At 52.7% G+C, this 22,809-nt stretch carries 18 protein-coding genes and 1 tRNA gene; 9 read left to right on the plus strand and 10 right to left on the minus strand.

Translation table 11 applies throughout. The features are described 5' to 3' along the window. The first annotated feature begins 235 nt into the window (after positions 1-235). The 5 genes from CFLAV_RS18105 to CFLAV_RS18125 all read left to right on the plus strand — a co-directional run bounded on the left by CFLAV_RS18105 (position 236) and on the right by CFLAV_RS18125 (position 6,025). Complete coding sequence (locus CFLAV_RS18105) at positions 236-1,210, plus strand: DUF4184 family protein (RefSeq protein ID WP_007416239.1); 975 nt, start codon at positions 236-238, stop codon at positions 1,208-1,210. A 115-nt stretch (positions 1,211-1,325) separates the two neighbouring features. Then, a complete protein-coding gene (locus tag CFLAV_RS18110; protein WP_007416240.1) occupies positions 1,326-2,114 on the plus strand; it encodes a hypothetical protein in 789 nt (262 codons plus the stop codon). Between the two features lie 124 nt (positions 2,115-2,238). Continuing rightward, positions 2,239-2,385, plus strand: a complete 147-nt coding sequence (locus CFLAV_RS35590; protein WP_160164611.1) for a hypothetical protein — start codon at positions 2,239-2,241, stop codon at positions 2,383-2,385. A 320-nt stretch (positions 2,386-2,705) separates the two neighbouring features. Then, positions 2,706-5,396: an immunoglobulin domain-containing protein gene (locus CFLAV_RS32615; protein WP_007416242.1), complete on the plus strand. Its 2,691-nt coding sequence runs from the start codon at positions 2,706-2,708 to the stop codon at positions 5,394-5,396. A gap of 206 nt (positions 5,397-5,602) precedes the next feature. Next, on the plus strand, positions 5,603-6,025 hold the full coding sequence (locus CFLAV_RS18125; protein WP_007416243.1) for a hypothetical protein: 423 nt from the start codon (positions 5,603-5,605) through the stop codon (positions 6,023-6,025). A 181-nt stretch (positions 6,026-6,206) separates the two neighbouring features. Here the strand turns inward: CFLAV_RS18125 and CFLAV_RS32620 are convergent, their stop codons facing one another. The 4 genes from CFLAV_RS32620 to CFLAV_RS35015 form a co-directional block, all read right to left on the minus strand. Further along, positions 6,207-6,683 (minus strand): SMI1/KNR4 family protein, encoded by a 477-nt coding sequence (locus CFLAV_RS32620; protein WP_007416244.1) that lies wholly within the window; start codon positions 6,681-6,683, stop codon positions 6,207-6,209. A gap of 373 nt (positions 6,684-7,056) precedes the next feature. Next, entirely contained in the window at positions 7,057-7,671 is a 615-nt protein-coding gene (locus CFLAV_RS18135; protein WP_007416245.1) for an HXXEE domain-containing protein, read from the minus strand. Positions 7,672-7,701: 30 nt separating this feature from the next. Next, positions 7,702-8,580 (minus strand): SDR family NAD(P)-dependent oxidoreductase, encoded by an 879-nt coding sequence (locus CFLAV_RS18140; protein WP_007416246.1) that lies wholly within the window; start codon positions 8,578-8,580, stop codon positions 7,702-7,704. A gap of 139 nt (positions 8,581-8,719) precedes the next feature. Further along, positions 8,720-8,875 carry a helix-turn-helix domain-containing protein gene (locus tag CFLAV_RS35015; protein WP_160164612.1) on the minus strand — a complete coding sequence of 52 codons (156 nt, stop codon included), beginning with the start codon at positions 8,873-8,875 and terminating at the stop codon, positions 8,720-8,722. A 140-nt stretch (positions 8,876-9,015) separates the two neighbouring features. On the opposite strand from CFLAV_RS35015, the gene CFLAV_RS18150 reads away from it, so the two are divergent. Beyond that, the gene (locus tag CFLAV_RS18150; protein ID WP_007416248.1) at positions 9,016-9,540 is read left to right on the plus strand and encodes a hypothetical protein; all 525 of its coding nucleotides are present in this window, start codon (positions 9,016-9,018) and stop codon (positions 9,538-9,540) included. A 206-nt stretch (positions 9,541-9,746) separates the two neighbouring features. Beyond that, positions 9,747-11,060: a WD40/YVTN/BNR-like repeat-containing protein gene (locus CFLAV_RS18155; RefSeq protein ID WP_040549330.1), complete on the plus strand. Its 1,314-nt coding sequence runs from the start codon at positions 9,747-9,749 to the stop codon at positions 11,058-11,060. 519 nt (positions 11,061-11,579) lie between these two features. On the opposite strand, the gene CFLAV_RS18160 is transcribed toward CFLAV_RS18155, so the two are convergent. From CFLAV_RS18160 to CFLAV_RS18180, 3 genes are all read right to left on the minus strand, one after another. Next, a complete protein-coding gene (locus tag CFLAV_RS18160; RefSeq protein ID WP_007416250.1) occupies positions 11,580-11,957 on the minus strand; it encodes a tautomerase family protein in 378 nt (125 codons plus the stop codon). Positions 11,958-13,400: 1,443 nt separating this feature from the next. Then, positions 13,401-14,162: a hypothetical protein gene (locus tag CFLAV_RS18175; RefSeq protein WP_007416254.1), complete on the minus strand. Its 762-nt coding sequence runs from the start codon at positions 14,160-14,162 to the stop codon at positions 13,401-13,403. A gap of 431 nt (positions 14,163-14,593) precedes the next feature. Beyond that, positions 14,594-14,668, minus strand: a tRNA-His gene (locus CFLAV_RS18180). Between the two features lie 792 nt (positions 14,669-15,460). Between CFLAV_RS18180 and CFLAV_RS35595 the strand changes: the two genes are divergently transcribed. Both CFLAV_RS35595 and mutL read left to right on the plus strand, forming a co-directional pair. After that, a complete protein-coding gene (locus CFLAV_RS35595; RefSeq protein WP_040549332.1) occupies positions 15,461-16,591 on the plus strand; it encodes a sensor histidine kinase in 1,131 nt (376 codons plus the stop codon). Between the two features lie 12 nt (positions 16,592-16,603). Beyond that, a complete protein-coding gene (mutL, locus tag CFLAV_RS18190) occupies positions 16,604-18,607 on the plus strand; it encodes a DNA mismatch repair endonuclease MutL (RefSeq protein ID WP_007416256.1) in 2,004 nt (667 codons plus the stop codon). Positions 18,608-18,652: 45 nt separating this feature from the next. Here mutL and tig read toward each other — a convergent pair whose 3' ends face one another. From tig to CFLAV_RS18205, 3 genes are all read right to left on the minus strand, one after another. Further along, positions 18,653-19,984, minus strand: coding sequence for a trigger factor (tig, locus tag CFLAV_RS18195; RefSeq protein ID WP_007416257.1), 1,332 nt, complete (start codon positions 19,982-19,984; stop codon positions 18,653-18,655). 181 nt (positions 19,985-20,165) lie between these two features. Next, a complete protein-coding gene (locus tag CFLAV_RS18200) occupies positions 20,166-20,675 on the minus strand; it encodes a hypothetical protein (protein ID WP_007416258.1) in 510 nt (169 codons plus the stop codon). Between the two features lie 17 nt (positions 20,676-20,692). Beyond that, a complete protein-coding gene (locus tag CFLAV_RS18205) occupies positions 20,693-22,765 on the minus strand; it encodes a S46 family peptidase (protein ID WP_007416259.1) in 2,073 nt (690 codons plus the stop codon). Positions 22,766-22,809 lie beyond the last annotated feature (44 nt).

A 22,809-nucleotide genomic window follows, 5' to 3' on the forward strand; every position in this document is an offset into this window, starting at 1 on the left:
ATTTCATCAAAATAATTTAATCCGGAAATGCGGCCTTGTCCTTGTGTATTCCTCGGTTGGGTTAATCCCGCAGGCCTCTTTCGGGCTATGCCCCAGGCGGTGGCAGACACGCCATGGAATGCTGCAAAAAGGTTGGAGCGAACCTATTATCAGGCGCGAACGATGATAATGATTTCCGTTCCCTTGCCAGGTTGCGCCTTGAGGGAAGATTACTGTTCAAATTCTTTGCGCGTTCATGAAGTTCAGGCAGACCGCGGGGATAAGAGTATGGCTTGAGAGTAATTACAACACCTTTAGTTCCTCATTCAATTTCACATTGTCTCGTTATCGTTCTGAACGTTATCTTAAATCCGCCATGCCGCTGACCATCGCGCATCCTGCCATCGTGATTCCGATTCGCCATCGGTTGGTTTTGTCTGCTCTCATGATCGGCAGTATGGCTCCGGATTTTTCGAAGATTTTTTCTCTATCGCCTCGAGTCACTCTGGGGCACTCCGTGCCGGGCGTCTTTTGGTTTTGTGTTCCAGTGGGTTTGATCTTTTTCATTCTTCTTCAGCACCTGCTGAAGAAGCCGCTTTTCCTCCTGCTTCCGGCCAATCATCAAAAGCGATTGGTTCCCTGGTTGAATCCGTTTCCTCTCCGCACCGCTGCGCAGTGGGGACTGGTCATCGTGTCACTCATCATTGGCGCATTCTCTCATTTGTTCTGGGATTCCTTCACGCATGAACACGGTTGGTCCGTGGAAGCATTTCCCTTTCTCCAGAGCAATCTTTTTACCTTTCATGGCCGTCCCTTCCGAATCCACGAATGTCTTCAACACGCCAGTACCGTTGGAGGATCAATTTTTTTGGCTGCCTGTTATGTTCGATTTTACCAAAAGGCTTCCATCCATCCTTTGCCTTCCATTCCGTTAATTTCCGTCAAAGTGAAATTGATTCTAGGCTGTTTCTTCATTGCAGGGGCCGTTTTCCCGGCGTTGATTTTTGCCAACACCCATACCTACCGCCTTATCAGTTGGAAATTTTTCGCCGGACGAGCCGCCGTGGCTTCCATGGCCTTTTTTTGTTTCGAACTGATTCTCTTTGGCATCGTCTGCCATTTCTATTTCAAAAAGTTTTCCACCGCAAAGGTTAAGAAACCAGGGATGATTCAACCACGAATGCACACTAATAACCACGAATGGGAATCGAATGATGAGGAGTGTAAATAATTAGGATCGACCTCTTTACGACCCCTTTATGCCCCTTCTGACTTCATTTTCTTCCTGCTTACTTTTCTTTGCGCGTTGAATCTCCCGACCGGTTTGTTACGCTGGCGGAGTAAATATGAACATCCCTACGATTTTTGGCTTGCAGCTACAGCGGCACCTCTCTGTTTGCCTCCTGGCAATGACGGCTTTGGTCGGTGCTTCGACTGGATGCAAAACCAGCAAAGTTGCCGCGTCCCAGCAAAGTGCTGCTGCGCCGACTTCGGCAAAAACCGTCACGCCGGCAACAAACCTGGATCCGTCCAAACCGGAAAGCCGCCGGTTCCTTTATACTCCCAAACCATATCCGGTCGATGAACGCGGATTCTCGACGGTGGACAAGGCGCTGGCAAAATATTATGCGCGTGAACAACTGGTGCAGGACGACGAGGAAGGGGCGTTGAACCCGTATGTGATGGCGGTGATTTCCGGTTATCCGCTGGACGGTTCGATGCCGTACCATTGCAGTTGGAAAGTGCGCGAGTATGACATTTACAACGGGGTGACGCAGGACATGTGGTACAAGGGAATGGTCGTGGCCAAAGCGTATCCTGACGGTTCGCGTTGCAGTTATTGTTGCGGATTTACGTTTGAGGTGTTCAACCGCGCGATGAAGCTGCGCAATATTCAAAAGGGATTGGACCCCGACGATTTCAACGGCATGACCTTTGGCGATCTCTTCAACGCATTGCAATTTTGGTATATCGAGGGCAAGGGCGATTGCGAGCGGCGCGCGATCGAATCCTACGGCCTCGGTTACGGCATCAGCGTGGATGATTTGGAGAAGGTCCGGCCCGGAGATTTTTTGAGCTACGACACGACTGCGCCGGGCGGCCCATGCTGTCATATTCATTGGCTGGCTGCGTGATGAGCAGAGTAAAATTGTTGGGCTGAAATATTTTTCATCGAATCTTTCCGGAACAAAGGGCGTGGGCTACGGGCAGGGAAAATTCAGCGATGCAAACGGCGGTAGGGGAATCATTCGCAAGTCGATGCGCATAGCGCGTGTCGGGGCGATTAAGGATTACAAACCGTTCAATCGCGCAAACATTCTCCAACGCAATGCTTATGCGCCCACGCAGCCGAATCGAATTGTCTATGTGCCGGCTGCCGCGACGGCAAGCGCGCCGGGTAAATGAGACTGAAGCAGGGGGCAAAAGGGGCGTTTATGACGCCCATTGCTTCATCAGTTCTTCTGCATAGCTGCTGTACGTTCGCGGTTCACGACCAAGCAAGGCTGCGAAGTGCGCCGTCTGTGTCTCCGTGTGACGGGACCACAGGTAGAGCAGTGTAAATAATTAGGATCGACTCCTTTAGGACCCCTTTACCCTTTAAGCTACCGGAAGTCGAAAGATTGGCAGGAAATTTGCTCCCCGTTCTTTGAGATTTTGTGTTCATAGGAAGTGGTTTGCATGGAGTTGGATACAGATCTAGTTCCTCAAAGGAGGAAAGAATCTAAATGAAAGATCTTAATAACACTGTGAGAGTCTTGAGGATTGCCTGCTTTTGGATGGCGTTGGTGATTGGCGGGATGGAACTGAATACTGCAAAGGCAGGACAGGTGGTGACGTGGGGATATAATCTTACCAACTTAACGAACTCTATTACGTCGCTTACCAACGTTGTTTCCATTGCTGCGGGGAATAGCTATGCGCTGACGTTACTGAGTGACGGGACTGTCAAGGAATGGGACAGTGATGGCTCCGGACTGGCCGGTGTTCCAACCGGATTGAACGATGTCAGTGTTCCAACCGGATTGAGCAATGTGATTGCTGTCGCGGCGAGTGCGTATGATCGGCTGGCGCTGAAAAGTGATGGAACGGTTATTTCCTGGGGGAATAACCGTTTCTCTCCAATTATTTTTCCGGGGGGGCTTACCAATGTGACTACCTTTCCGCCGGGGCTCAGCAATGTAACGGCGGTGGCAGCCGGCAGGGATCATTATCTGGCGCTGAAAAGTGATGGAACCGTCATTGCCTGGGGGGATAATAGTTTTGGACAGACCAACGTTCCCGCAGGATTGAGCAATGTCATTTCCATTGCAGCGGGAGGGGATAGTTCGCTGGCGTTAAAAGCAGATGGAACCGTTATTGGGTGGGGATTGGGATACGTAACGATGCCAAGTATTAAGGGGACGTACATAATAACGACGCCAAATACTTATTCGAATTTGGTTACTTATTCGAATTTGGTTTCAATTGCAGCGGGCGTCGATCTTGGACTGGCATTAGGGGCTGATAGTTCGCTCGTTGCGTGGGGAGACAATACCTATGGGCAAACAAACGTACCATCCGATGTCACGAACACGATAGCGATTGTTTCCGGTGATTACCATAGCCTCTTGCTGCTGGCAGATGCAACGGTGCGGGCGTTTGGAGCTGGCACCACCAACATGGGGTACGGTATCGAGAATGGCCAGTCCATTGTCCCAGCCGGGCTCACGAATGTCGCTACGGTTTCGGCCAAGGGCACGATCAGCATGGCTTTGGTATCCACGGATGCGCCCGTAATTATTCTGCAGCCCCAAAACTGTTCAACATTTGACGGGAATAATGTGAGTTTTCGGACGACTGCCATGAGTGCGCCGCCGATAACATACCAATGGACGTTCAACGGGTTTCCGATTGGTGGAGCGACCAATTCGACGCTGAACCTGACCCATGTGCAGTTTGCTGATGCCGGACAATATGCGGTCATGGTTTCGGGTCTGTATGGCGCAACCGTTAGTTCCAACGCCAGCCTGGTTGTGAACACCTCGGCACCGATTATTTTGAGTCAAACCGGCAGTGGCAATGTATGCGAAGGTTCGAACATGATATGCAACGTGAGTGTGATGGGATCGCAACCGTTTGCGTACCAGTGGAAGCTGAACGGGAATGATATCAGTGGAGCAACGCAATCCTCGTTGGTCCTGACAAATCTTCTGCCGGGCAATCAGGATCAGTATTCGGTGATCATTACCAACAGTTACGGAACAGCGATGAGTTCCAATATTTCCTTTCATGTGGTGACGCTGGCTGAAGCATTGAATGCCACGAACCTCATCTGGACCACTGGCGGTGACGCGCCATGGCATGTGGAAAGTTCGAAGTCATTAGACGGATATGCTGCTCAATTTGGAGTGCTGACAAATGTTCAGGAGTCGTGGATCAAAACAAGGGTTATGGGCCCTGGCACATTGCACTTTTCCTGGGCGGTTGAGAGCAGTGGGAGGTATCTGCAGCTCACGACGAATGGCGTTCAGTTGGTTGAGATTACCGGAAGACCTGGATCGAACTGGTCGAGCTACACTTTCTTTTTGGGTGAAGGTGAACAGGATATTGGGTGGCAATTTGTCAATGGCTTTGGCTTTGGGGCGGCTCGAGGTTGGTTGGATCAGGTTAGTTACACTCCCGGGCCAACAGCTCCAATAATTACCAACCTGCCATCTTACTTTAATTACAATCCCGACCCTTACAATGTGATTCTGAAGAGTGGTGCGGTTGGAACTCCGCCGCTGAGTTATCAATGGTTGTTCAATGGGAGCCCGGTTGCCGGAGCGACGAGCAATTACCTGACGATATCCAATATTCAGCCCAGCCAAGCAGGGAGTTATGTCATGGCGGCCAGCAATGCGTATGGGACTGCAACGAGTTCCGTGTACTCTGTGACAGTTGCTCCGATGCCGCCTCAGATCACCATGCAACCGTCGAGTCAGTCTCAGATGCCTTCCAGCAAAGCAATCTTCGTGGTGGCTGCGAAAGGCACCAGGCCTTTCACTTATCAATGGCGGTTCAATGGAGTGGATTTGGCTGGTGGGACGAATTCATCACTCACTCTGACCAATGTGCAATGGAGTGATGTCGGGGCTTACGGTGTGGTGGTGAGCAATCAGGTTGGGATGCAGCCGAGTTTCAATGCGATGCTGGCCATTTTGCGGTTTCCTCCGCGGCTTGGTGTTTCAGGGACGAGTGCGGGTTGGTCGTCGAACGGCTTTGGAATGCAATTGAATGGTTTGAGCGGACATGGTGCGGTGGTGATTTACGGTTCGACGAACCTGATTGACTGGGTGCCGCTGGCGACCAATTCGCCGGTGATTGGGACGCTGCCGTTTTTGGATTCGGCTGGGAGTAATTTGCCGTCGAGATTTTATAAGGCGGAGGAGCAGTAGGTACTAAATGGTTTGCAGGACGAAAGTTTAATAATGCTGTTCGAGTGGAATCGTGGGTGAGCCCTTGATGTTTTATACCCGACCCCAGCCCCTGTCACTTGGCCAGTGAGGTTTGAACCCCTTCCGCCCTCGTACCTCCGGCTTCTGGTTTTTCCTCCCTTTCGGTCGGGGCGTCACCGGATTATTTTACGGCAGAAAGGAAAACTATGAAAAATCTAACATTCTGTATTGCGATCATTGCCGGTTTTCTGTTCAGCACGGGCTTGAATCCCGCGATGGCGGCGGACAAAGGGGCTCCGAGCAGTCTCCAAACCCAGATGGAAGCAGTCAATTCCGTGACGTCCACCCCCGGGAAGATGGACACTGCGTTGCAACGCATTGCCACCGAAACTGGCGTTCCGATCGAGCGGGTGCGCGCGCTGCACAAGAACCATCCCAACGTCCAGGCTGCCGGACTTCTGGTGGCCAGCGTGCTCGCGGACGAAACCAAGAAAACGCCTGATTCGTTTTTGAAAGAGCACGACGCCGGCAAGAGCTGGCCCTCGATTGCCGAGGAGAACCACGTTTCCGTTGATAAGCTGAGCGCAAGAGTGGAGCGTTTGCAGCAGTCGTTGAACGGGAGCAAGTAGGGCGTGAAGAGTGAAACGGGGCGGGAACTATCCCGATCCTAGTCAGCCCTGAGCCGGGCTGATGACTTCCAGGCCAGTCTCAGAAATGGGGCTGGTCTTTTTGGTTTAGCCTTACCCCTTTTTGACCGCTTTAACAAAATAGAGATCACTCGCGAAGGAATTCGCCTCCAAAAAAAGGAATTTAAGACTCATCCATTGCAAGTGTATCCACAAAGGTTTCCAAGCTTGGGGCTACGGGATAAATATTTGTTTGAGCAGGATCGGGAACCTTGTCTACTAATATGTAAGCCTCTTCCTCTCTCTCGTGATCCCAAAAATAAACGCCGGACTGGCGTTCGTCCAAGTTTAAACAAAAGAGATCACCTTCTAACGTGTCTGCAAACGGTAAGAAATTCTTAGGCACGCGTCCTGCGTATGTTTTTAGGTCCTCTAGGATCATTGCGACACTGTAAAACCGCTGAACCTCCAACTCCAGCTTTGCACCGGACGGAAGTTTGGCGTTCGTCATTGAGTTTTCGCAACTCAAAATCCCCCCGTCGCTCCTCATCAATAAGGTCTTCAAGGAATCTGGAATCCTTCGACTGATAGCCGCCTCGAGCTCAGCAATATCTTTATCCGTTGCAGGAGCTGGCGGGTTTAAAAGTATTACATTTTTCATCTCAAGCTTGTTGGAGTTTTAGAATTATCGAATCTTTGTAAAGGGTCAAACCCCCTTTTTCGGCTGACCTTCGATGAAATACTGGAATCTGGTGACTTGGGGCAAGCCTGGCTGGCGTTGAATTCCAAAGGCTGGACATTTGCCGATGCAACAGTTGCGATCAGACGTTTAGCAGAGGTGGCGGCGGACGAATCCTTTAACCTTTTAGCTTCAACTTGGATTCAAACGGTTGGGAATGATCCAAGAGGATATTAAGGGGGTTGAACTCGATACGCCAACCAATGCAAGAATTGTAAATTAATGAAGGAATTATTCGCGCTGAGCGTCATTACTTTGGTTTGACCCTTGGCCTGCCCCCTTCTAGGCCCCCTGGTCAAACCTGTTTTGCGAACAGAGTTGACCGGACTCGCTTCAGGAACTCGGTGTATCTCAAGCCGCTCATTCTGACGACCGTTCCCTGTGCGATCGCCAGCCCGGTAGCCATATAGAGAAGCGACCAGATCCAATCCCACGGCCGCATCAAATCATTCCGGACGGCGAAGGCGATTCCATAGATTGAAATGGGCAGCAGGAGGACGACCGCCGTCAGCAGCCCGGGTGAGTAAAAGTGCTTTCGCTGAAACATCTTGATCGCCGCGAGATGGGCAATCGGCTCAAGAACGCCGAGTAACATCGCCGCCATCGCCAGCCACGCAACGTGCGGGAAGAACAGCGGCACGAAGCCCAGGTAGAGGATGGCACCCGCCAAGATCAGCTCGGCGACACGTGGATCGGTAATGGCGAAATTCAGACGAGCGGTGATCATTTCCGCAAAACCACCGGGAAATCGAGATTCCTCCCACACGTGCAGCATGATCGCGACGAAGAACAGGCCGACCATCCGCTGAAGAAACGGAATCGCGGCCCAGTTTACTGCAACATAAATGGCCACGCCGATCGCCAGCGCGGTCAGCAGATAAAGGTTGTTTCGGAGAATGAACTGCTTCATGGAGACAATTTCTCCTGCCGACTTCACTCCTTATCGCAAGGTTTGCGCCCCGTCGACGATCAGATTGGCCCCGCTGATGTAGCTGGCCATGTCGGATGCCAGGAACAGCACTGCCTTGGCGATCTCGTCGGGCCAGCCGGGGCGGCCCAGCGGCATCAGGGCGGTCAGCATTTGGGCAAAGGCACCGGTCTTCATAACGGCCTGCATCTTTTCCCGGGTCTTGACGGCACCCTCGGGTATTTCATCTGCGCCGAACGTGCCGTCCTTCATCTTGGCCAGCCGTTCCTCGGTGATGGTTGCACCGGGGGTGAGAGCGTTGACCAGAATCCGGTGTTCGGCTAGTTCTTTGGCCATGGCCTGAGTGGCCGACCACAGGCCGAGCTTGGCTGCGCCGTAGGCCGACAGCGTCCCGGTGGGCCGAAATGCATCGGTGGACAACAGGTTGATGATGCGGCCACCGCGACCGGTGGTGATCATCGCCTTGGCTGCGAACTGGGCGAGGAAATAAGCGCCCTTGAGGTCGGTGTCGACCGTGTGGTCCCACACCTCCTCGGTCATCTCCAGAAACAGACATGGAGGGAACACGGCGGCGTTATTGACCAGGATGTCGACGCGCCCGAACCGCTCCAGCGCCTGGCTGATCACCTTCTGGGAATCCTTGAGACTGCCAAGATCCGCCTGCACGCCCAAGGCTTGTCCCCCGGTCGAGGTGAGCTGCGACTCGACGCGCTGCAGCGCATCACGGCCGCGTCCGGTCAGCACAATTGAGGCGCCGGCCTGGGCCAATCGCCGAACGATCGCCTCTCCGAGGCCCCGGCTCCCGCCGGTGACCACCGCGCAGCGGCCCTTGAGCGACAGCAGGCTATCGAACGACTGAGGTTCGGGAATCGAAATGGATTGAGTGGTCATAGTGAATTCCTTTCATGTTGATGATAAGCGGCAGACAATTACGATCTAATCATTACGGCTCACGAGCTGCACCAATGGCGTGCAAGCAACCATGCACATGTTCTCGTATGGAAGCTCCTCGAATATAATATATATCAGACTAGCAAATTTCTGTAAAGGACCGCGAAAAGAACGCGGCGTAGCGAGCCAAATGTTTGTAGCCGGTCTTCCGGCTGATGCCAAACTGCTCGCACAGTTCCCTCACCGTAAAGCGCGCGCTCCGCGCCAACATCACAAAGCGAATAATCTCTTCCATCGGGGTTACAGTTTTCCAAGCCATAGTGCTCGGAAGTGTAACCCATCACTCCGGATAGACTGTTACCCATCACTCCGGTTCATACCCTTTTCTTTGCACGTTGAGTCTTCCGACCGGATTGTTACTCTGTCGGAGTAAATATGAACACCCCTGCGATTTTTGGTTTGCAGCTACAGCGGCACATCTCTGCTTGCCTCCTTGCAATGGCGGCTTTGGCCTGCACATCGACTGGATGCAAAACCAGCAAGGTTGCTGCGTCCCAGGAAAGTGCTGTTGCTCCAACTTTGGTAAAATCGACGGTGGCGGTCGACCCGCTGTCGTTCAGTGCCACGCCAAACTGGAGTGCTAAGTTCGACGAAGGGCCAGATGGATGGTGGGATATCGACTTTGTTAGCTTGTCTGGAGCTCGCCTGGAGCTTGGACAGCACAGCCCGGACCGGAAGGGTGAGGCCGCAAACAGCATGCTTCGTTGGGAGTATTTGAGCGAGGGGTTTGCTGGTGAGTCTTGTAAAGGCCGCTACAGCGTTTTTACCGATAGAGAACCGTGTTTGGTCATAATTATGATGAGTGTCGATGACATGCTGTGGAGTGGCACCTTCCGAGGCTCTCTCAAAGACTGGGAGAATGCGTTGGCGCTCCTGAAGACTGCGAAGCGGATGCGCTGACAATGCACTGCAGCGAACCCGGCACATCCAAGCAAGGTGTCATTACTCCGACCCCTTCTTGATGATTTGGAGTCTCCTGCGGGCTTGACACCCGGCGACGGCAGTATAGAAGAGTTGTGATAGCGTTTGAGACGCGCACTGGAGTAGTCGTGTTAGAAGCCCAGGCCAGCGTAGTCGGCGCGAAACTAGAAGAATTAATAAAGGAAATGAAACCCAAGGATCTTTTCGATCATCCATCGCTGTCCAGTTCACGGCAGGTTATTCTCTGTCTGTTAAAAATGACCTGTTGTGTTGTGACGATGGTCGCAGCCACCAGCAATGGACTTGCGCAGGTATGGCAGGCGACAGGCGCACCCAACAAACAGTGGCTCGTCGCGTTGGCATGTTCCGCCGACGGGGTGAAACTGGTGGCAGCGGTGGCTGGAAATCCGGGAATCTATTGCTCGACGAATGCAGGGCAATCATGGTTGGCTTCTGGAGCGCCGTCAAACAGCTGGACCTCCGTGGCATCGTCTGCCGATGGCAACCAGTTGATCGCATCAGCAGCTATCATTGTCGATCCCACTAGAGGTGGCGATCACGGCGACTTAATTTACATCTCGACCAATTCGGGAGCAAGCTGGAGGCCAACCAGCGCGCAGAGTAATCAGTGGAGCAGTGTAGCTTCTTCAGGCGATGGCAAAACACTCGTTGCCGCTGCTGCCTATAATAACCGCGCCACGTCGCGGGGCCTGATTTATGTCTCGACCAATTCGGGTACAAACTGGAGGGCATCCGATGCGCCGGCCGATCGCTGGTACTCCGTGGCTTGCTCGGCGGATGGAACCCGGCAGGTGGCAGGGGGCACTGGAATTTTCACTTCCACCAATTCAGGTTCCACGTGGCAATCGAATAATATCGCCTGGGATTTCCCGGCAGGGGCTTCGCCAATGTGGTATTCCGTTGCCTCTTCGGCGGATGGATCCACGCTGCTGGCGATACGTCTACTCACTACATACAGCACTGCCGGCAGTGTTGATCGCGTTTACGTTTCCACCAATTATGGAACCACCTGGGCATCGACTGATTTTCCGAGGGGTGCCGGCGGTTATGTTGCCACCTCGGGGAATGGAGACACATTGATCGTGTCGATGGGTTACATCTACACCTCGACTAATTCGGGAGTCACGTGGAGCCAGAACAATGTCCCTGGCCAAACATACGGATGGATAGCTTCATCGGCTGATGGGAACAGATTGATTCTGGCACTCAGTGCGGACGCCTTTAGTCTGCCCAATTCCATTTACACCCGTTATTCGCCACCCAAACCACGATTGAAGCTCAAAGCTGTCGGATCTGGTCTGGGAATATCGTGGACTGTTCCCGCGACGAATATGGTTCTGCAACGGAGTTCCAGTTTGAACGCGGCAGGGTGGGAAACGATCGCTGATGCATTTACGCTCAACCCGAAAACCCTACAAGAACAATTCATTCTTTCAGCGACCAATGGCTGGGGATTTTATCGTTTGGCGACACCTTAATAAGTAAGGCGGCATAACCCAGGCATTTCGCTTTGTTCAGGATCACTTTTTTCGTATACCATGCGCACCTACCAAAGTTTCCATTTTTACAGTTTCTTCGCTTTTCGTGGTCGTTCGTAGAAGGGTCAGCTCTTGCTTTTTACACAAGGTCCTTCGGGGAGATCAGTATAAATACTAAGGACCGACCCGAATGGCGCTTACTTAAGACGTAGAACAAATAGTATCAATGGGTTATATCTCTGTTGTTTTTACACGTCTTCAAAAGCGATTTCTTGATTTCAACGAAGACCTGAGTATTTCCGAAAACAGCAAACATTGAGTTTGGCGAAAACATTCGGTCAAAAGTTCAAAAGGACCAATGAATGCAAGGAAATCTAATGGTAATTCCTTAAGTAAGCGCCATTCAGGACCGACCCCTTTACTTGACTACTCAGTTCCTTTTTTACCCTGGCCTTGTGGTGCCAAAGCGATCCTGGATGGATCTTTTTTCCTTATTTCTCCGGAAGTCGGGAGAAAGTGCTATACCCACGGTTCGCCATTGCCAAATGACCAATCCGAGCGGTCAACGAAGACCATGTTGATCATGATGTCATCAGGACGGACGGATAGTTTGCTCTTCAGTTCGTCGGCGATATATCGGAAGAAGGCAAGCTTTGACTCTTTATTATCTCCGACAGTGCTGGTCACTTGGATCAGGAGGAAGTTAGGCGATCGATCGCAACCGAGGAACTTGGGGTCGTAGATTAAGTTATCTGGTGAATGCTCGCCGATGACTATGAATCGGTCGCCATCCGGCGCCTTGAGTATATCGACAATTCCCTTATACACGACGTCGGCCAAGGCCTTGCGATACTCGGCGGTTTTTCCTTTAATTAGATCAATACGTGCAAACGGCATAATATTATCCTTTGTTTTAGTAACTTCTGTATAACTAGTTCACTTGCGCAGCGAACAATAAATCAAATAACAAATCTCGGTTTAAAGTTTTCATTCATGAGATGGTCTTGGAGGTTCAGTGAGATCTAATATTGGCAAGTATATGGCCCACGAGCAACAAATTCACCACGCTCTGACGGGTCGCATGCCCGATTTGCACACACGGTTCGCCGACCTGAAAGATTGGCCTTTGAGCTTCACTTTGTAGGTTCTAAATCGATACTCTTAAACTCATCTCTGGGAGAGTCAATCGGTCGCCTTGACATCATGAGACGACCGATCTTCAATAGCGTTTCCAAGAGCGAGCCGTTTACGCTGAAGTGATTTTCTTTCCAAACATGGTAATGAATTTCCCAAACATGACATCGAGCCGATAGAGGTGTGAAGGATAGGCCACCATCTCAGCCAGTTCTTTTGACCGAAGGAAATTACGGCCGCCTGGACCTATGTCATGCGCGAAAACTTGAATAACCATTTAACAATTAATTCTTAACAATATGAATAGCAAATTAGCTCCAATCCAAGACCTGAAAACCGGAACGTCACCCGGTCCCACTCCCATCCCTAACCTGTCGGAAGTTGAGGTCCACGCCGGTTTTGTTCGCAGTGGCGTTGTCATTCACTTTTGCAAGATGAGAATACACTGGGATATTATTATTGCTAATGGGGGGGTTCCACCCCCCTATACAGGCATTCCCACCTGTGTGACGCGCGCGCCTGCGCCACATCACCCAACCGCCAAATTCCGGACTGGCACCGATACCGACGCCCCGCCTTCGAAACATTACAACCAGATTCACGGGTTGGTGGTCAAATCATCTTGGCCAGTTCGCGGTACATCCGCCGCGTCAACTGGGGTAATCCGCCCCCTCCGCATCGAATTGGTCCAGCCTGGATGGGTCGCAGCGGTCAATGCGGATGAACAGCTTCCACCACACGGCATTATGGTGGCTATAAAATCAAAGTCAGAAACCAAATTGTTTTCATAATTAATACTTAAAAGGGCAGTCTTTCCTTTTTACATAAGGTTCTTCGGGTAGAGCAGTGTAAATAATCAGGATTTAAATTCCAGCGCGCTAACTCCGGGAAAATCTTTCGCGTCCATTCATTTTAACAATGTGGGAATGCAATTGGTGCTGATTGCCCTTATGGATCGAACTGAATTCGGATGTTGGGGGCGTCGATATTAAATGCCCGTATACGGCTTCTTGCCTGATTATACTGTGAAAGCCACTCCGTGAGTGTTTTGCCTTCGAACGAGGGTTCCTTGGGGCGGGTGAGAAAGAACGCAAGGGTAGCCAGCATGATCAACAACAGGCCAGTCGCGATGAGTGTCCTTTTAGATGATGTTTGCACCGCCATAAGACTCAATTGCTGCCCGGTCCAATTGTTTGTGACGCCAGATTACCGTGGAAACACTTGCTTGCCGGATTCCACGGCCTTCGTGACTTTTTTTGTCACCGGATCGATCCATGCTTCGCCCACGAATTGGGAGGCGGGATTTTCCAACTGTAATTTCACCTGTCCATCCACCAATTCACTCGACACCAGCCGCGCGCTGGGGCTGGTGGTAGAGCTGAACGGGCCATCCGTAAACGCCCAAGTATTAAAAACCCGCCTTAAATTCGTCAGGTGCCGGAGCCTGACCTCATCATTCTGACCGCCTTGGAGCGCTCTATCAATCGCGTTTATATCGGTGTCTTCCTCAAATTTCTGTATGACTTCGGTGAGATTTGTGGTCTTCAAATTTTGTTTAAGGACCATGCTTTCGCACCAGATGATGAATCCCCCCGGTGACAGCTTGCCACCCAGGATGCCCGAATCCAGATCCACGTAGAAATCCTGCTTGGGTCCGATCCAGATATTATGCGTTTTATCGGAGATAAACGTGACGATCGAATATGAACTGGTGCCGTATTGGCCCACTTCATATTCGTAAGTTGTCTTCTTTGAATTGACCTGGACTGGTGTCCGTGCGGCGGCAGTGAGGAACTCGTTAGCAAAGATCGGCGAACGGGTCTCGCCAGTGAGGAGCTTGTTCGTAGAGTTTTCCCAGGATGTATGCTTAAGATTCTTTAGTTTTATAGCGATGTCTGCGCTTTCGGCCGCGAAAATGGTCGCGGACTGCAGGAAGCATCCCAAGAGCAGGAGGTAAATCATTTTCATAAATTCATGTCTGTGAACGGCTGTTCGGTCTTAAACTTTTGGTGCCTCATTGACGCCATTGGGATGGTGCTCCATGGGATTATGCTCGTCGAGCTGACATATGTAAAAAGTATGTAATGCGCGCAGGCCTCTGCTGGGGTGTTTTGGGGAACCGAGAGCCGGTTTTGTGAGCAAAAAAGTGGTGTTTTTTCGTGCTTTTGATGTAAGTGGTTGATGGTGAATGAAAAATAATTTGTGCTTTGGGGAGGGGGTTGGTCAGTGTATGTCAACCCCATCTCTGTTTAATCCGGGGTAGATCATGAAAAAGGAGTTTGTAACGGGTGAGGCCCGAAGAATTTCAAATGTCGAATTTCGAGTTTCGAATGGAGAGGATGGAATCGAGAATTACCGATGGAAAAGAGGCTGAAATGAACCGGATGCGTACAAAAAAATGGGGTGGCCAACGGGATTCGAACCCGCAACAACAAGCTCCACAAGCTTGGACTCTACCATTGAGCTATGGCCACCAGCCGGAGCCTAAACTAGGTTTTGCGGGGGGTTCCGTCAAGCGTAAGTGTTTCGGGTTGCGTATGGCGTGTGAGAGGGGAGTTGATGGGCCGAAAGTATTTCGCAGGAAATACAGGGATTTTTGCTGGAAACGGGAGGTCGCAGGTGAAGGTGGAGGCGTGGGCAGTCCCGGAAGCAAAATAGAATCCGGGCGCATCTTCCCTCATCCCGGCCTTCTCCCATGCGCAAGGGGAGAAGGAGACTATGACCGACGGTCCGCGACTGATTTGGCGTTCTGGCGCGGATTGCCATCGTGGATGGGACGGGCGGTGGGTGGACTCGGGTTCGGAAGGTATCGGAAGCCATCGGAAGGTATTGGTAGGTATCGGAAGGTTGGAAATTTTCGTGGGAGGTCAGGAATTGGTGAACTGATCAAGGAGCGGAAGACGGAGAGAGGGATGGAAACCGCGAAATACGCGAAATACGCGAAAAGGAGAGATTTAATTGTCCGCTCGGAACTCAATGGGACGGATGGGACGGCAGTGCGTGGGATTAGAATTCGGGAAAAAATCGAGTCAATTCGAGTAAACGAATGCGGGAGAGGTTGCGTGTTGCGTATTGCGTGTGGGAACTATTCTGGTGGCGGGCTCGTGGGTGGATCGGGCAGGAAGGCTGTGAGAGGATGGAGTCGGGGGGCTCTGCAGTCCGCCTCCCGGGGCTCGGCGGCTATAGTTAAAGAGCGGGAGAAGGGCGGGTGGTTGGGAGTCAGTTGTTTGCTTTACGGGAGGGGGTTTTGGCTTAAACTTGGTGGCATGATGACGCTTGAATCATGCCCGATCTTCAGCCAGTTGAAGCCTGGTGAGTTGAAGGTTTTGGAGCAGGCGGCGCAGGTGCGCGGGTTTAAGGCGAATGAGGATATTTTCCGGGAAGGGGACACGGGGGATGGCGTGTATGTGGTGAGGCGGGGTTTGGTGCAGATTACGGGGTTGATCACGTTGAATGATCGGCATGCTTTTTCCAAGGTGGGGCCGGGCGAGATGTTCGGGGAGATGGCGGTGTTGGAGAATAAGCCGAGGTCGGCGAGTGCGACGGCTTTGGAGGAGACGGAGGTTTATTTTATTCCGCGTGAAGCGATGCTGGCATTGGTGGAGAATTCGCCGCTGCTATCGATGGGATTGTTGCGGGAGATCAGCAATCGGTTGCGGGAATTTAATCGTCAATATGTGAGCGAGGTGTTGCAGCGGGAGCGGTTGGCGTTGGTGGGGCGGTTCGCGCGGACGATAGTGCATGATTTGAAGAATCCATTGAACATCATCGGGCTCAGCGCGGAGATGGCAGGGATGGAAAAGGCGACGCCGGAGGGGAGGCATTTGGCGAAGCAACGGATTTCGAAGCAGGTGGAGCGGATCAGTGAGTTGGTGAACGAGATTTTGGAGTTTACGCAGGGGTCGCATGTCAGTTTCGTCCTGGCGCAGACGCCTTACGACGTTTTCGTGCAAATATTGCTGGAAGAGATCCGGCCGGAGATTGAGATCAAGTCGGTGACGATCGAGCTGGAGAATGCACCGCCGGCGATCAGGCTGTTATTGAATCCGAAGCGGTTGCGGCGGGTGTTTTATAATTTGATTCATAATGCGACGGATGCGATGCCTGACGGGGGGAGGATCACGTTGCGCTTTCGAGTGTCGGAAGAGGAAGTGATTACGGAGATTGAAGATACGGGGCCGGGTATTGCGACGGAGATTGCGGATCGGTTGTTCGATGCGTTTGCGACGTTTGGCAAGGCGCATGGGACGGGCTTGGGTTTGTCGATCAGCAAAAAGATTGTGGAGGATCATCGGGGACGAATTTCCGCGCGGAATGAGCCGGGGCGCGGGGCGGTGTTTTCATTCGCGTTGCCGGTGCCGGCAGGCGAACATGAAGAGGCAGTCATCGGCAGATAGAATTAGAATTTAATGAATCGCATCCGACTATTATCAGACCAGGTGGCGAACCAGATCGCTGCGGGCGAGGTGGTGGAACGTCCGGCGAGCGTGGTGAAGGAGCTGGTGGAGAATGCGCTGGATGCCGGGGCATCGCGGGTGACGGTGGAAATACAGGCGGGCGGGCGGAGCCTGGTGCGGGTGACGGACGATGGGAGCGGGATGAGCCGGGATGACGCGTTGCTGTGCCTGGAGCGGCATGCGACGAGCAAGATTCAGCGGGCGGAGGATCTGGCGGCGATTGCGACGATGGGTTTTCGCGGGGAGGCGTTGCCGAGCATTGCAAGCGTGAGCCGGTTCACTTTGACGACGCGGGAGCGCGACGGGGGTTCGCCCGAGGGAACGCAGATCGTGGTGGTGGGTGGCAAGATCATGGAGGTGAAGGCGGCGGGCAGCGCGACGGGAACGAGCGTGGAGGTGCGGCAGATATTTTTTAATTTGCCGGCGCGTAGAAAATTTTTGCGGAGTGAAGAGACGGAGTCGGCGCATATCCAGCATTATTTGACGTTGGCGGCGCTGGCGTATCCGGAGGTGGCGTTCACGTTTTCGAAGGATGCACGGTTGATCTGGCAATGGCCGGCGGTTAATGCGGGCAAAGATGCGGCGTCGCGGATTAATGGATTGCGCGAGCGGATGCGGGCGATTCATGGGAGTGAGCAGAAGCTGCTGCCGGTGGATTTCAGCGTGGAACTGGCCGAGCCGGTGGAGGTGGATGAGAACGATCTGGCGGTGTCGATGTTGCGGGAGCAACCGAAGAATACTTTCCGAGTGTGGGGATTGATGGGAGCGCCGGGGGTGTCGCGGTCGACGCGGGAGGATCAGAATTTATTTGTGAATCGGCGTCCGGTGGAGAATCGCGGGCTAAACTTTGCGTTGATTGAGGGCTATCACACGGCGTTGATGAAGGGACGATTCCCGGTGTGTTGCCTGTTCCTGGAGATTAATCCGGCAGCGGTGGATGTGAACATTCATCCGTCGAAGCGCGAGGTGAAGTTTCATCAGGAGATGCAGGTGCGGCGATTGGTGACGCAGGCGGTGAGGCAGACATTGTTGAAGTTTCATACGACGGGAAATGATGGCGCGCCAGCGAGGGGAGTTGAACACTCAAGCGAGTTGACGAGGAGTGTCGGGGTGGCTGCGCCAGCAGCAGCGATTGCAAAAGCTCCAGAAATGCCAAGGACGGAAGAGTTGTTGCAACGATCGAACCTGGTTGCGCCGGCGAGTGCGGGTGGGGTCGCGAACAAAGCGCCGTTGTGGGAGGCGAGGACACCGATTGAGCCAGCGCGGCCGGTGATGCCGGCGAGTTCGCAATTGCCGATTGCCAGCCTGGCCGTGCAACCGAGTGCGACGAGTGTTGCGAGTCAGTTATCAGCGGGACCAGTGCCGTTGTTGAATGTGCCATTGCGGGTGGTGGGCGTGGTTGGAAGATTGTACGTGGTGCTGGAATCCGATCGCGGGTTGGTGTTGCTGGATCAACACGCGGCACATGAGAGGATTTTGTTCGAGCAGATGCTGAACCGCCTGGAGGGGCAGGGGAGTGCGGCGTCGCAAAAGCTCTTGTTGCCGGAGACGGTGGAGTTATCGGTGCGGGACGCGCAGTTTTTGCGGGGGCAATTGGCGGAGTTGACACGCCTGGGGGTCGGGCTGAGTGAGTTTGGTGAGCGGACATTTCTGCTGGATGCGCTGCCGCCGTTTGTAAGAGCGAGCGATCCGCGCCGGTTTGTTTTGGAACTGGTGGATGAATTGAAGTCGGCAGGGGAGGAAGTGAACAGCCTGCGCTTGGGCGAGCATACCATTGCCAAAACGGTTTGCCGACATGCGGTGAAGGCAAATGATCCATTGGGCGGACCTGAGTTGGAGAATTTGGTTAACGATTTGCGGCATTGTGCCATGCCTTATACATGTCCGCATGGACGGCCGACGCTCATTGAAATGAATTATCGGGAGCTCGAAAAGAAGTTCGGGCGCAGCCAATAAAAAAGAGGCGGGCATTGCTGCCCGCCTCTTGAGGAGAGTGATTGATTAAGCCGGGTTCGCTGCTGGAGCAGGCTCAGGGGCGACGTCTTCGATCTTCGCGTTTTGCTGGACGAAATCGAGAACCTTTTCATTGGCAATCTGGTCGTAGATTTCAACGATGCCATTGCGTTGCTGCAAGTCCTTGACGAACTTCTCGACCGGAACCTGGTAGGTGGAGGCCATCTGATGAACCCGTTGAGCGACTTCCTCCTGGGAAACTTTGATGCCTTCCTTCTCGGCGATTTTCTGGAAGATGAAGGCGGCTTTTACGCGGGTCTTGGCACTGTCATTGGCGGCAGAATAGATTTGATCCTTCTGCTGTTCGATGACTTCCTTGGGAATGCCGCGCTGCTGGTTTTCCTGAACAATATTGTAAACCACATTGCGGGTTTCATTATTGACGGAAGATTCAGGCAGTTCGAAGGAAACGCGCTTGAGCAATTCTTCAACCAATTGGTTGCGAACGCTGCGGGTTTTCTTGTAGGTGAGCTCGTTTTCCAAGTCTTTGCGAACGCCCTCGCGGAGTTTCTCGAGGCTTTCGGCACCGTAAGTCTTGGCGAAGGCGTCATCGACGGCTGGCAAAATCTTCTCTTTTACTTCGACGACTTCGACCTCGTAAACGCCTTTCTTATTGGCGAGTTGAGGAGTGACGAAATCGGCAGGGAAATCGACGTTGACCGTGCGCTTATCGCCAGCCTTGGCGCCAATCAATTGATCGGCGAAGCCAGGGATGAAGGAGTTCTTATCGATGTTGATCCAGAAACCCTTTTGTTCCGTAAGGCCTTTGGCAGTGGGAGCGACTTCAGTCAGCGGTTTGCCATCGGTGGTGCCGGTGTAATTGACCACGGCCACATCGCCGGCCTGGGCCGCGCGCTCGACGGTGTTGAAATTGGTCTGACGTTCGCGGAGCATGTTGATGGCGCGTTCGACGTCTGCATCGGTGACCTGAGTGGTTTCGCGCTTCGCGGGGATGCCTTTGTATTCGGGCAGTTCGAATTCGGGTGCGGTCTCGATGGTGGCGGCAAATTGGAGGGCCTGGCCGCGAGAGAACTGGATCTCTTCGATGTCCGGAGCGCCCACTACTTCGAGCTTTTGCTCTTCAATGGCTTTGCGGTAGGCATCGGGGATGAGCTTCCTTTTGACTTCGTCCTGGATGTCCTTCTCGTAGCGCTTCACGACCATGTCGCGGGGAGCTTTGCCCGGACGAAAGCCTGGCAGCGCGGCCTGACGTTGGAAATCCTTGATCATGGAATCAAACGCCTTGTCAACTTCCGGCGATTCGACTTCCACCCTAACCAACTTTTTGCATGGGGCTAAATTTTCAACTGTAACGTTCACAAGCAAACCTTTCCGTTAAACTCAAAACCAGCTTTCCTAATATAATAGGTTTTCGCCATCCAGCGAGTCGGGAAGGGTAAGCCAACCCGGCAAAGGGCGTCAAGTGCGCTATCAGGTTGAAATGTTCAGGCAAAGCGCGGTCTAATCCACTAAAGGAAGGAAGTGGCGGGTGTTTTCCCAATCACTTGCGGATGGGCATCAAACCGAAATGCAGGATCAACCAAATAGGCAGCGCGAAGAGGGCGATGGCAATCAGTCGATCCCAGGTCCACCCCAGCTCCGGATAATGTGCCTGAATAGCAAAGATGGTGATCATGAAGTAGTTGCTGAAGCGGGTATAACCAAGAAAGGAGCCATATTTGGGATATCGACGCCGGATACCACTGAAGAGGGCGGCTGCACCGAAGGCAATTACCAGAATCGTTACCACGAGATTGATGCCAGGCATCGAGCCCCACTCGATCTGGCGTGCGCCGGTTGCGTGTGGTCGGAAATAAGGATAAAGCCATTGCGCTGCGGCCCAGAGAAAGCTGAATCCAGTCTGGATGGCGGTGCGGAAGTTCGCTTTACCAGATGTAAGTTCATTCAACAGGAGCCCAAAGTAGAGCGGAACAATACCCCAAATTAATTCCACGTGCTGAAACGGAGTGCGTATCAACTCTAGAAATACATCCCAATAATAGTGAATCATCGGCTAAGGCAAGAGGTTTACTGAATGCGCCGTCCTTTTAGCAGTTCGCCCGCCAGTTCCCTGGCGCCGTAGACGTTGTTCAGCGCTTCAAGGATGGCGGCGGAATCGACGGACACAGCACGTCCTTGCTTGTCGTTATATGCGTAATCCCAGGGCAAGCTTTGCAAGTTGCCGTCAAAGATAATGCCAATAAATTCACCTGCGCGGTTGACCACGGGGCTGCCGGAGTTTCCACCGATGATGTCGCAAGTGCTCACAAAATTAAAGGGAGTTTTCAAGTTTAGATGTGATTTGCGTTTTTCCCAGAGGATTGGCAAGTCGAATGGCGGACGATTCTTCATCTCCTTTGCGCGAGCGTAGAGTCCTCCCAAGGTGGTGAAGGGAAGCACCGTCTTTTTATCTTCTTCATAACCTTTCACGGTGCCGAAGGAGAGGCGCAGAGTGAATGTGGCATCGGGATAGCCGGAAGTGCCCAGCAATGCGTTGCGGGCCCGTGAAATGGCAGCATGCGCCTGCTGCTTGATCTCGTCCTGCTCCTCCGCAACCTTGCGCAATGCGCGAGCGTCAGGATCGACCAGGCGAGCCAGTTCGATCATGGGATCATGAGCTGCGGTAACTGCGGCTGCACTTCCTTCATAGAGGTGCTTGCGAAAAGCGACGTCGCGCACTTTGGTGCCAGTGATCAACTCCACAGCACGATCTCGCGGTGATTTGCCAGCCAAAACTTTTTTCACAAGCGGATCATTCGCGCCAAATTGGGTTGCGAGGAATGTGAGCGAGTCGGAAAGAGTGAGAATCTCCAGATCGGTGTAAATTGGCTTTTCAGAAAACAGCGCAATTTCCAGAGACGTTTTGCCCGATTCGGAAAATTCGCGGAGGCGTTCACCATTGGGCTTGGGACGTTCCTCACCTGCACGCAACAAGGTGCGGGCGATGCGGAAGCTGTCACAGTTAAATGCCTGGCCGCCTTCGAGCAACGCGTGTCGTCGGGACTGAGCCATGAGGATTTTGGTAGCTTCGGTTATTTTGTCATATGCCGCGAGCGCATCTGCATATTGAGACTGGCCAACGAGCTTGGTCTTAAAATCAGATTCGGCCTTTGACTTCGGATTCATTAAATCCGGATCAAGCAGACCGGCGAGGCGTCCGTCATTGGCCTTGCGTGCGTTTTGAGCGCTAAAGAGGAGTTTCCTTGCGCGGCGGGCATTTTCATCGTTGCGCGCACTCCAATTGCCAAGCAGGACCTCCAGACGTTTGAGAGTGCTGAGATTGAAAGGCATGGTTTCATCGCGAAGCCCTTCCAACTCCGACATCGTGAGCAGGCGACTGGTGTGTCCCGGGTGGCCGGAGACAAAGACCAAATCGCCATCCTTGGGGCCGGAGGCAGAAAATCTGAGAAAGTTTGTGACCGTGGCTGGCTTGCCATTTTCGTAGGCGCGGAAGAGGCAGATATCGAGGTCGTAGCGAGGAAATTCAAAATTGTCAGGATCGCCACCATAGAAAGCGATCTGTTGTTCAGGCGCAAACACCAGTCGCACGTCGGTAAAGCGCTTGTAGCGGTAAAGATGATAAGCGCCGCCCTGCCAGAGGGTGACAACGTCCGAGCGCATGCTGGTTTTATCCTGAGATTCCTTTTCGATTTCGGCAATGATCTTGCGCCTTGCTAGAAAGGCTGTTGAGGCATCAACTGCCTTTGGTATGGCAGCGTTAACACGACTGGTCACATCTTCAATGGAATCCAGAACATTGAGTTCCAGGTCCAGGCATTTTATCTCCTCTGCAAAGGATTGTGCGTGAAAGCCATCGCGCAGGAAGTTCTTCTCCTGCGTGCTTAGTTTTTGCAAGGCGTCCGCACCAACATGATGATTGGAAATCAGCAACCCATCCGCACTGACGAAACTGCCGGAGCCGCCAGAGTTGAAGCGGACCGAAGATTTTTGCAGGTGCTCCAACCAGGCATCGCTGGGAGCGAACTGAAAGCGTGATTGCAGGATTTCACGAGGTGGTTGATTGAAAAGCCACATTCCTTCATCGGCATTTGCCGCGAAGACTAGTGCGAGAGACAACAGGGCAAGTAACAAACGTTTCATGCGCAATTCCAGTATAGTAATCAAATGCGCCAGGTGCGAGTGGA

The sequence above is a fragment of the Pedosphaera parvula Ellin514 genome (assembly GCF_000172555.1).
Taxonomy (GTDB): domain Bacteria; phylum Verrucomicrobiota; class Verrucomicrobiia; order Limisphaerales; family Pedosphaeraceae; genus Pedosphaera.